This window comes from Cyanobium sp. BA20m-14, from assembly GCF_024346295.1.
In genome coordinates this window covers 1-10,651 of record NZ_JAGQCR010000101.1, presented here as the reverse complement: position 1 = coordinate 10,651, position 10,651 = coordinate 1, and the positions used below count along the sequence as shown (strand labels likewise).

At 65.8% G+C, this 10,651-nt stretch carries 9 protein-coding genes; 2 read left to right on the top strand and 7 right to left on the bottom strand.

Annotated features, from left to right (window positions below):
• From rpoC1 to rpsT, 4 genes are all read right to left on the bottom strand, one after another.
• On the bottom strand, positions 1-1,276 hold a 1,276-nt coding region (gene rpoC1, locus KBZ07_RS10530), incomplete at its 3' end, for a DNA-directed RNA polymerase subunit gamma (RefSeq protein ID WP_254931568.1).
• 63 nt (positions 1,277-1,339) lie between these two features.
• Positions 1,340-4,630 carry a DNA-directed RNA polymerase subunit beta gene (gene rpoB, locus KBZ07_RS10525; RefSeq protein WP_254931567.1) on the bottom strand — a complete coding sequence of 1,097 codons (3,291 nt, stop codon included), beginning with the start codon at positions 4,628-4,630 and terminating at the stop codon, positions 1,340-1,342.
• A 206-nt stretch (positions 4,631-4,836) separates the two neighbouring features.
• Positions 4,837-5,622, bottom strand: coding sequence for a TatD family hydrolase (locus KBZ07_RS10520; RefSeq protein ID WP_254931566.1), 786 nt, complete (start codon positions 5,620-5,622; stop codon positions 4,837-4,839).
• Between the two features lie 6 nt (positions 5,623-5,628).
• The gene (gene rpsT, locus KBZ07_RS10515; RefSeq protein WP_254931565.1) at positions 5,629-5,961 is read right to left on the bottom strand and encodes a 30S ribosomal protein S20; all 333 of its coding nucleotides are present in this window, start codon (positions 5,959-5,961) and stop codon (positions 5,629-5,631) included.
• 98 nt (positions 5,962-6,059) lie between these two features.
• Between rpsT and hisD the strand changes: the two genes are divergently transcribed.
• Together hisD and KBZ07_RS10505 are read left to right on the top strand one after the other, a co-directional pair.
• On the top strand, positions 6,060-7,385 hold the full coding sequence (hisD, locus tag KBZ07_RS10510; protein WP_396123398.1) for a histidinol dehydrogenase: 1,326 nt from the start codon (positions 6,060-6,062) through the stop codon (positions 7,383-7,385).
• 21 nt (positions 7,386-7,406) lie between these two features.
• The gene (locus KBZ07_RS10505) at positions 7,407-7,850 is read left to right on the top strand and encodes a secondary thiamine-phosphate synthase enzyme YjbQ (RefSeq protein WP_254931564.1); all 444 of its coding nucleotides are present in this window, start codon (positions 7,407-7,409) and stop codon (positions 7,848-7,850) included.
• A 25-nt stretch (positions 7,851-7,875) separates the two neighbouring features.
• Here KBZ07_RS10505 and rpiA read toward each other — a convergent pair whose 3' ends face one another.
• The 3 genes from rpiA to KBZ07_RS10490 form a co-directional block, all read right to left on the bottom strand.
• Positions 7,876-8,589, bottom strand: a complete 714-nt coding sequence (gene rpiA / locus KBZ07_RS10500) for a ribose-5-phosphate isomerase RpiA (RefSeq protein ID WP_254931563.1) — start codon at positions 8,587-8,589, stop codon at positions 7,876-7,878.
• Between the two features lie 36 nt (positions 8,590-8,625).
• Complete coding sequence (locus KBZ07_RS10495) at positions 8,626-9,780, bottom strand: trypsin-like peptidase domain-containing protein (protein ID WP_254931562.1); 1,155 nt, start codon at positions 9,778-9,780, stop codon at positions 8,626-8,628.
• Between the two features lie 71 nt (positions 9,781-9,851).
• Positions 9,852-10,651: metallophosphoesterase (locus KBZ07_RS10490; protein WP_315860160.1), on the bottom strand; the 800-nt coding region annotated here is incomplete at its 5' end.

Genomic DNA, 10,651 nt, shown 5'->3' with positions numbered 1-10,651 from the left:
CCTCCTGCAGCACCTGCATCACCTCATCGTCGGCCTTCTGGATACGTTTCTTGGCGGCCTTGATGGTGTTGACGATGTTCTGGCGGATCAGGCGATGGATCACAAAGGGCTGGAACAGCTCGATCGCCATCTCCTTGGGCAGGCCGCACTGGTGCATCTTGAGCTTGGGGCCCACCACGATCACGGAACGACCGGAGTAGTCGACCCGCTTGCCGAGCAGGTTTTGGCGGAAACGGCCCTGCTTGCCCTCAATGATGTCGCTGAGCGACTTGAGGGCCCGGTTGTTGGCACCCACCACGGTGCGGCCCCGGCGACCGTTGTCGATCAGGGCATCGACGGCCTCCTGCAGCATCCGCTTTTCGTTGCGAACGATGATTTCGGGGGCCAGGATCTCCTGCAACCGGGCTAGCCGGTTGTTGCGGTTGATCACCCGCCGGTAGAGGTCGTTGAGATCGCTGGTGGCAAAGCGGCCGCCATCGAGCTGCACCATGGGCCGCAGATCTGGCGGGATCACCGGGATAACATCCAGCACCATCCAGGTGGGACGGGCATTGGTGGCGATGAAGTTATCAATCACCCGCAAACGTTTAATCAGCTTGGCCCGCTTCTGGCCCTTGCTGGCTGCGATCTCCTCACGCAACTGATCGCCAGTTTCATTGAGCTCCAGATCCTCCAGAAGTTGCTTGAGTGCCTCGGCGCCGATGCCCACTATGGGCTCGTTCTCAATGTCGGAATCCTCAGCGTAGATCTGGTCTTCGATCTCAAGCCACTCATCTTCAGTGAGAAGCTGCTTGTAGGTGAGGTCTTTGTGATCGCCTGGATCGAGCACCACGTAGCAGTTGAAATAGACGATCTGCTCCACATCCCGCAGGGGCATGTCCAGCAGGATCGCCACATAGCTGGGGATCCCCTTCAGATACCACACGTGGGAGACAGGGGCTGCCAGCTTGATGAAGCCCATGCGATGGCGACGCACCCGGCTCTCAGTGACCTCGACCCCGCAGCGCTCGCAGACGATGCCGCGGTGGCGCACCCGCTTGTACTTACCGCAGTGGCATTCCCAATCCTTGGAGGGTCCAAAGATCTTCTCGCAGAACAGCCCGTCCATCTCGGGCTTGAGCGTGCGGTAGTTGATGGTTTCGGGCTTGGTGACCTCACCCACCACCTGACCATTAGGCAGCGTGCGCTGCCCCCACTCCATGATCCGCTCGGGCGAAGCGAGCGTGATCTTGACGTAGTCGAAGTGGTTTTCGGTGCGGAGGTTGCTGTTGGACATCGGCTTAGGGCTCGCGGAGTTCGAGAAGGGAGGGGCGGTCAGCGATGCGCTGCAAACAAGCAATCAGTCGTCGTCGTAATCCGCGACGCCGAGGGATTCGTAGGTGGGCCGGCTGGGGGTGCTGCGGCGGGGGTTGACGTCCTGCATCAGATCCACTTCCTCGCCGGCATCGGTGTAGACGGCGATGTCTAGACCAAGCGACTGCAGCTCGCGCATCAGCACCTTGAAGGACTCAGGCGTGCCAGGCCGGGGGATCGGCTTGCCCTTGACGATGGCGTTGAGCGCCTCGTTGCGGCCCTGCATGTCGTCGGATTTGACGGTGAGCAATTCCTGCAGGGTGTAGGCGGCGCCGTAGGCCTCAAGGGCCCACACCTCCATCTCACCGAGGCGCTGGCCGCCCTGCTGGGCCTTGCCGCCCAGGGGCTGCTGGGTCACAAGGGAGTAGGGGCCGGTGGAGCGGGCGTGGATCTTGTCGTCCACCAGGTGGACCAGTTTGAGAATGTGGGCGTAGCCAACAGTCACGGGCTGGTCAAAGGGATCGCCGCTGCGACCATCGATCAGCTGAATCTTGCCTGGGTTGTCGGGGTTGTAGACCCATTCCTTGCCGGGCAATTTGGCGGCTTCCTCGAGGTAGGCCTGCACGGTTTGCTTCGACTTTTCAGCGCCGTGCATCTCGTCGAAGGGCACCACCTTGACGCGGCAGTCGAGATGGGAAGAGGCCCAGCCCATCAGGCATTCGAACACCTGGCCCACATTCATCCGACTCGGCACACCCAGGGGGTTGAGCACGATGTCGATTGGGGTGCCGTCAGGCAAGTAGGGCATGTCCTGCTGGGGCAGGATGCGGCTAATGATGCCCTTGTTGCCATGGCGGCCGGCCATCTTGTCGCCCACCTGGATCTTGCGGCGCTGGGCCACGTAGACCCGCACCACCATGTTTGCGCCCGGCGGCAGCTCGTCGCCCTGCTCGCGGGTGTAAATGCGCACATCCACCACGCGGCCCCGCTCCGTGCTCGGTACCCGCAGGGAGTTGTCGCGCACATCGCGGGCCTTCTCACCGAAGATCGCCCGCAGCAGCTTCTCCTCGGGGGGCTGGTCGGATTCGCCCTTGGGCGTCACCTTGCCCACCAAGATGTCGCCGCTCTCGACGTAGGCGCCGATGCGGATGATGCCCATCTCGTCGAGGTGACCGAGGCTCTCCTCGGCCACATTGGGGATCTCACGGGTGATCTCCTCGGGGCCAAGCTTGGTTTGGCGGGCCTCGATCTCATACTTCTCGATGTGCACCGAGGTGTAAAGATCGTCGTGCACCAGCCGATCGCTGAGCAGGATGGCGTCCTCGTAGTTGTAGCCCTCCCAGGGCATGTAGGCGATCAGCACGTTCTGGCCCAGGGCGATTTCGCCGCCCTCACAGGCCGAGCCATCGGCCAGCACCTGGCCGGCGATCACCGGATCGCCCTGACGCACGATCGGGCGCTGGTTCAGGCAGGTGTCCTGGTTGGAGCGCTGATATTTCTGCAGGTGGTGCACGTGGTCGGTGCCCTGGTCATCGCGGATGACGATGGCGGTGGCATCGACGAAGGTGACCGTGCCGTTGACCCGGGTGATCGGCACCATGCCGGAGTCGCGGGCGACCTGGGTTTCCAGCCCCGTGCCCACCAGGGGACGCTCAGGACGCAGCAGGGGCACGGCCTGGCGCTGCATGTTGGAACCCATCAGGGCCCGGTTGGCGTCGTCGTGCTCGAGGAAGGGAATCAGGGAGGTGGCCACCGAGATCACCTGCACCGGTGAGAGCTGGACGTAATCCACCTGCTCAGGTGGAACCTTTTCGAAGTCCTGGCGGTAGCGCACCGGCACCAGATCGGCGGTGATGTAGCCGTCTGAGTTGGTGGGCACGTCACCAGGGGCGACGCGGCACTCATCCTCGAGGTCTGCTGAGAGATAGATGGGATCGCCACTCTTGTGGACGATGCCGTTTTCCACCTTCCAGAACGGAGTTTCGATGAAGCCGTATTCATTCACCCGGGCGTGGGTGGCCAGGGAGCCGATCAGGCCGGCATTCGGGCCCTCCGGGGTTTCGATCGGACAGATGCGGCCGTAGTGGGAGGGGTGGATGTCGCGCACGGCGAAACCGGCCCGCTCCCGGGTGAGGCCGCCTGGGCCCAGGGCGCTGATGCGGCGCTTGTGGGTGAGCTCGGCCAGGGGGTTGGTCTGGTCCATGAACTGGCTCAGCTGGCTGGAGCCGAAGAACTCCTTGATGGCCGCCACCAGGGGCTTGGGGTTAACCAGTTGGGCCGGGGTGAGCGATTCGGTTTCACCGACGGTCATGCGCTCCTTGATGATCCGCTCGAGGCGGTTGAGGCCGACGCGCACCTGGTTTTGGAGCAGCTCGCCCACCGAACGCACCCGGCGGTTGCCCAGGTGGTCGATATCGTCGAGGCTGGCCCCGCCCACATCGAGTTCCAGGTTGATCAGGTAGTCGATCGTGCTGAGCACGTCCTCGGCGGTGAGGGTGCGCACCGCATCGGGGATGGTGAGGCGCAGTTTCTTATTGATCTTGTAGCGGCCCACCCGGCCCAGGTCGTAGCGCTTGGGATCGAAGAAGCGGCTGTGCAGCAGGCTCTGGCCGCCGCTCACCGAGGGGGGCTCACCGGGCCGCAGCTTCTTGTAGAGCTCCAGCAGGGCCTGGTCCTCCGAGGAGATGCCCTCGTCGTTGGAGGCCTCGATCGACTTCTGGTAGTACTCGGGGTGACGCAGCTTGTCGAGAACGTCGTTGTCTGACAAGCCGATGGCCCGCATCAGCACGTGGGCGTTGATCTTGCGGGTCTTGTCGACCCGCACGTGCAGCAGGTCGTTCTTGTCGGTTTCAAACTTGAGCCAGGCCCCCCGGTTGGGGATCAGGCTGGCATTGAAGGTCTTGCGGCCGTTCTTGTCCTGTTCGTCCTTGAAGTAGACCCCAGGGGAACGGACGATCTGGTTGACGATCACCCGCTCAGCACCATTGATGATGAAGGTGCCGCGCTCGGTCATCAGGGGGAGTTCGCCAATGAACACCTCCTGTTCCTTGATCTCGCCGGTCTCCTTGTTGACCAGGCGGCAGGTGACATACATCTGGGAGGCGAAGGTGGCGTCGCGACGCTTGGCCTCCTCCACATCGTGGCGGGGGCGCTTCAGGCGGTACTCGCTACCGATGAAGTGCAGCTCCAACTTGCCGGTGTAATCGGTGATCGGCGAGAAGCTCTCGAGCTCCTCGATCAGCCCCTTCTCCAGGAACCATTTGAAACTCGCCCGCTGTACCTCCACCAAATCGGGAAGGTAAGTGACGGTCTTGGCGACCTGGATCGCGCTGCTCATGCGGTGAACCTGCAGGAACGGGGGGAAAGGGACTGGTCGGTGGAGCTCCAGAGTCGGGCGCCGCTAACTTGAAGGACCACAACAGCCCGCACGAACAGCCTCCCCGGGGTTGGGAACGGCTGCCCGAGGGGCATGCTCAACGGGACTTCTTCAAGACTGCAGGCGTCGACAACAAGGAGCGCTACCGCTTACAGGCCAATTTAAAATCATACAGTGTGAAGCGTGAGGCCAAAGAGCCCTGCTGCGTTGGAACTGCTGGTAAGGGCCACTTCTGTGAGCGTTTCCCCACGCAACTCGGCCATGCGGGCGGCGACGGACGCCACAAAGGCAGGTTCATTGCGCTTGCCCCGGCGGGGCACCGGAGCCAGAAAGGGACAATCCGTTTCAATTAGGTAACGGTCTGCCGGCACCAGTTGGGCGCAGGCGTGGGTGGCTGCTGCCTTGGGGAAGGTGACAGTTCCGCTGAAGCTGATCAAAAAACCGAGCTCCAGAAAAGCTGCCATCTCCTCTGGGCTGCCGCCCCAACAGTGCATCACCCCACGGGGGCAGGCGCCGCGATCGGCCCGCTGCCGCAGCAGGTTCAGCATCGGCTCGGCCGCATCCCGGCAGTGGACGATCACCGGCAGGTCCAGCTCCACCGCTAGGTCGAGCTGGGGTTCGAGCGTGGCCAGCTGCTGCTCCAGGTTGTGGTCACGGAACAGGTCGAGGCCCAGCTCGCCGATCGCCACGACGCGGGAATCGGACCTGGCCGCCTGGCGCAGGACCGCAGCGGTGTCGTGGTGCCAGTGCTGGGTGTCGAGGGGATGGACCCCAACGGAGTAGCGCAGCTCAGGAAAGCGATCGGCCAGGGCCCGGATTGCCCCTATCTCGCCAGGCTCAACGCAGGCATGGACCAGGGCTTTGACGCCGGCATCCCGCCAGCGGCGGGAGACCTCCTCCAGATCGTCGTCAAAATTGCGAAAGACGATGTGGCAGTGGCTGTCAACCAACACTGGGGTTCAGGCCGGGGCTGCCACTGCCAACTCAGCGGCCGGCTCAGCAGCAGGCTCAGTGGCCGATTTGACCGCTGCGCTGAGGCGCGATTTTTGATTGGCGCCGGTGTTGCCATGGAGCACACCCACCTTCACCGCCTTGTCGATCTTGCTGAAGGCCGCATTCATGCTGGCCTGGACGGCGGCCTTGGCGGCCTCGCCGGGCTCCTGGCTGTAGGCGGAGCAGGCGGTGAAGCAGCGCTTCATCAGTGTGCGCAGGGCCGACTTGTAGGTGCGGTTGAGGACGCGGTTGCGCTCGGCAACCTCAATGCGCTTCTTCGAAGACTTGTTATTGGCCACAGGCTGTTGGAAGCTGGATCGGCAATCAAGAATCCTACCTTCAGGCCCAGCTGCGATCTGCGACCTAGCCTGAAAAGCCTCCGCAGGTAGACCTGCCCGTGGTCGCTTCGTCTGCCGCCCTCTCGATCGCCATCCTTCGGGATTCCAGCACTGATGGGAAAAGCCAGGCCGCCGAACGGCTGGTCGCCATCGCCGGGCGCACCAGCGGCGGCCTGATGGGGGAGGAGACCGCCCGGGTGGAAGAAATTCTGAGCCAGGTGCGGCAGCAGGGCGATCGGGCCCTGCTGGAGCTAACCGAACGCTTCGATGGGGTGCGGCCCGACCCCCTGCACATTCCCCCCGAACGCCTGGCGGCGGCCTGGGAGACCACGGCCCCTGCCCTGCAGGAGGCCCTGGCCCTGGCCCATCAGCGAATTCTGGCCTTCCACGGCCAGCAGCGCCCCGCCGACCTGGCCATCACCGGCCCCCATGGCGAACGGCTCGGCCGCCGTTGGCGGCCGGTGGAGCGGGCGGGAATCTACGTGCCCGGCGGGCGGGCCTCTTACCCCAGCACGGTGCTGATGAATGCTGTTCCAGCCAAGGTGGCCGGCGTGGGACGGCTGGTGATGGTCACCCCGCCCGGGCCCAGCGGCGAACCGAATGCCATCGTGCTGGCTGCCGCCCACCTGGCCGGCGTGGAGGAGGTGTATCGGGTCGGCGGCGCCCAGGCGATCGCAGCCCTGGCCTACGGCACCGAGACCATCCCGGCCGTCGATGTGATCAGTGGTCCGGGCAACCTCTACGTCACCCTGGCCAAGAAGGCCGTGTATGGCCGGGTGGCCATCGATTCGCTGGCCGGCCCCAGTGAGGTGCTGGTGATCGCCGACCACACCGCCCGGGCCGATCAGGTGGCCGCCGACCTGCTGGCCCAGGCCGAACACGACCCCCTGGCCGCCGCAATCCTGCTCACCACCAGCGCAGAGCTGGCGGCGGCGATGCCGGCGGCCCTGGAGGCCCAGCTGGCGGGTCACCCCAGGGCTGAGATCACCCGCACCGCCCTGGGCGACTGGGGCCTGATCGTGGTGTGCGAGAGCCTCCGCCGGGCGGCTGAGCTCAGCGACTGCTTCGCCCCCGAACACCTGGAGCTGCTGGTGGAAGACCCAGAGAGCCTGGCCGAGCAGATCCAGCATGCCGGCGCCATCTTTATGGGCCCCCACACGCCAGAAGCTGTGGGCGATTATCTGGCCGGCCCCAACCACACCCTGCCCACCTCGGGCACGGCCCGGTTCGCCGGCGCCCTGAGCGTGGAAACCTTCCTGCGCCACACCAGCTTGATCCACTTCAACCGCGCGGCCCTGGAAGCCACCGGGGCAGCCGTGATCACCCTGGCCGAAAGTGAAGGTCTGCACAGCCACGCCGAGTCGGTGCGGCGCAGGCTGGCCTGAGCTGGGGGAACTTGCCTCGCCATGGTGACGTTTCACTCCACCCGGCTAGAGCTCACCACCACGGCCAGCTTCAGCTGCCACGACATCAGCGCCGACCTGCAGGCCTTCGTGGATGGCACCGGGATCCGCAACGGCCTGCTGGTGGCCGCCGGTCAGCACACCACCACCGCCTTGGTCGTGAACGAGACCGAGGACCGCTTGCTGGGGGACATCGAGCGCCACTTCCTAGCCCTGACGCCCCCCGAGGAGGCCTACGCCCACAACGACCTGCACCTGCGGCCGGGCATTCCCGCCGATGAGCCGCGCAACGCCCATGCCCACCTGATCGCCCTGAAGCTGGGCAACCACCTCACCCTGCCGGTCGTGGACGGCCTGCTGGGCCTGGGCCGCTACCAGGCCGTGCTGCTGGTGGAATTGGATGGCCCCCGTCAGCGCCAGGTGCTGCTGCAACTCTGCGGCGTCTGAGAGGTGCGGGAGCTGGGATCGCGCCTCAGCGCTTCGCCAGATCCCGCACCCGGGGCTCGCCAGCAACGATCTCACCCACGAGCACCTGGTCGGTGAGATTGACGAACAGGCCGTTCTCCAGCACGCCAGGGATGTTGTTGATCGCCGCCTCTAGGGCGGCCGGATCGCCGATGCCGCCTGCGAATTTCACATCCAAAACCAGATTCCCTTGGTCTGTCACCACCGGACCGGCCTTCTTCATGGCCATGCGTAGCTGGGCCTCGCCGCCCATCGCCTTGAGCTGGCCCTGCACCTGACGCCAGGCACCGGGGAGCACCTCCACCGGCAGTAGGAAGCCGAGGTTGAGGGTGTCCACCAGCTTGGTGGAATCCACCACCACCACAAAGCGCTTGGCGCGAACCGCTACCAGCTTTTCCTGCACATGGCAGGCTCCGCCACCCTTGATCAGCTGGAAGGCCGGATCCACCTCATCGGCGCCGTCGATGGCCAGATCGATCCGATCCACCGCGTTGAGGCTCTGCAGGGGAATACCGAGCTCGGCGGCGAGCACCTCGCCCTGGAAGGAGGTGGTCACACCCACGATGTCGCTGAGCTCACCGCTCTGGAGCTTGGCCCCCAGGGCCTGAATCATCAGGGCCGCGGTGGAGCCAGAGCCCAGCCCCACCACCATGCCGCTGCGGATCTGCTCGGTGGCTGCCGCCGCCACCGCCTGCTTCATCTGATCTTGCAGGTCCGACATCGATCACGCCCCAAAGGGCCGCGACCGTAGCAGTCCTCAGCTGGCCTTGGGCAAGGCCGCCGGTTTGATGCTGAGGTTGAGCTCCCGCTGCCCCCGAATCACCGTGAGCGGCAGCAGCTGGCCCACCGTGCTGCCCTCGACCCGCTTGAGCAGGCTGGCCGGATCGGGCACGGGCTGGTCGTCCACCTTCACCACCAGATCGCCCCGCCGCAGGCCCGCGGTCTCAGCCGGGCTGTCGGGCAGCACCCGCTGCACCAGGGCCCCATCGCGCTCCGGCAGCTGCAGCAGGGCCTCGGGGTCCCGATTGTTATCCCTGGCCCTGCGCGCCGTGAGCGCCACCAGCTGCAGGCCGAGATAGGGATGCACCACCTGGCCGCCCTCGCTGAGCTGGCCCGCCACTCCCCGGGCCAGGTTGATGGGGATCGCAAAGCCCAGGCCCGCCCCCGGCCCCGAACGCACCAGGGTGTTGATGCCGATCACCTCGCCGCCGGCATTGATCAGGGGACCACCGGAATTGCCGGGGTTGATGGCGGCATCCGTCTGAATCAGATCGAGACGCTTGTCGGAGAAGCCAAGGCTGTTGATGTTGCGGTGCAGGCTGCTGACGATGCCCAGGGTCACGGTGCGCTCCAGGCCATAGGGACTGCCCATCGCAATCGCCCAGTCGCCCACCTCCAGGGCTTCCGAATCACCCAGGGGAGCGGCCCGCAGATCGCGGGAACCGGGGATTTTCACCACGGCCAGATCGGTCACCGAATCGGCCCCCACCACGGCTCCATCCACCTGGCGGCCGTCAGCCAGGGTCACCTCAACGCTGTCCACCTGGTCGACCACATGGGCATTGGTGAGCACCAGCCCTTTGGCCGCGTCGATCACCACACCGGAGCCCTGGCCCCGCTCGCGCATGCTGCCGGAGGGGTCACCAAACAGGTCGCGCAAAAAGGGATCCAGCAGAGCCGGATCAAAGGGTTGGCGAGCCACCTCCCGTTCGGTGTCGATCCGAACCACGGCCGGTGCCACCGCCCGGGCCGCCTCGGCCACGAAGCTGTGGGGGGTGCCGCTGGGGAGGGCAGCCAGCGCCCCATCCGGGGCCAAGTCCAGCGCCAGGGCGGTGGGGCTCCAGGGGCCCAGGGACAGCCACAGCAGGGGCACCAGTACAAGTAACAGCCGCTTCATCGCCAAGGCCGTCATGGACCGGTTCAAATTGAAGCCCAGGCTAGGGAGCCCTGGGAAGCAACGGCCTGCCACCTCAAGAGCCCACCTCAACGGTGCCAACGCAACAGGGTGTGGCTGAGGCGGCCCTGGGCATCGAGCTCCAGCAAGCGCCCACCGGGATCCTGGGGACGGCCCAGGGGGCAGGGCTGCACCGGCCCATAGGCACAGAGGGTGGACGGACAGCCAAGCAGGGGCACTGCTGGCCAGCCGGGCAGGGCGCCCAGCCAATGCTGGTGGATATGGCCAAACACCACCGCCTTGAGCTGGGGCTGGGGCTGGCCTACCAGCAGCTGCAGCAGCGCCCCGCCGTCACCCAGGCCGATGCGGTCAAAGCTCGGATCCCCGATCGCCACCGGCGGATGGTGCACCGCCACGACCAGGGGCAGCTGGCTGGAACGGCCCAACTCCCCAGCCAGCCAGGCCAGCTGCCGGGGACCCAGCCAGCCTTCGACGCAACCCGTGCGGTGGCTGCTGAGCAAGAGCAGACGCACCCCGGCGATCTCCAGCACCGCAGGGGCCACAACGGCGTGGCGGCCCAGGGCGGCTCGCAGCAGGTGGGGGGCGTCGTGGTTGCCGGCCAGCAGGGCAACGGGCGTGGGCCAGGCGGCCAGGCGGTCGCGCAGCCGGGCGTAACCCGCCCAACTCTCGTCCTGGCAGAGGTCGCCGCTGAGCAGCAGCAGATCGGCGGCAGGTGCCTGGATCCAGGCCTGCTCAAGGGCCCGCTCAAAGCAGGCCCAGGGCTGGCGACCCCGCCACAAACCATGGGCGGCGGACAAAAGGTGGGGATCGCTGAGCTGAATGAGGCGCATCGGCCTAAGTTGGCCCCTCTTCGCAGCGGCGGCCATGG

What these genes read in the sequence shown, in the direction of transcription:
- rpoB (WP_254931567.1), bottom strand. Translation starts at nt 4,630, where the DNA reads ATGAGCAGCGCGATCCAGGTCGCCAAGACCGTCACTTACCTTCCCGAT.
- KBZ07_RS10505 (WP_254931564.1), top strand. Translation starts at nt 7,407, where the DNA reads ATGGTGACGTTTCACTCCACCCGGCTAGAGCTCACCACCACGGCCAGC.
- rpiA (WP_254931563.1), bottom strand. Translation starts at nt 8,589, where the DNA reads ATGTCGGACCTGCAAGATCAGATGAAGCAGGCGGTGGCGGCGGCAGCC.
- KBZ07_RS10495 (WP_254931562.1), bottom strand. Translation starts at nt 9,780, where the DNA reads ATGACGGCCTTGGCGATGAAGCGGCTGTTACTTGTACTGGTGCCCCTG.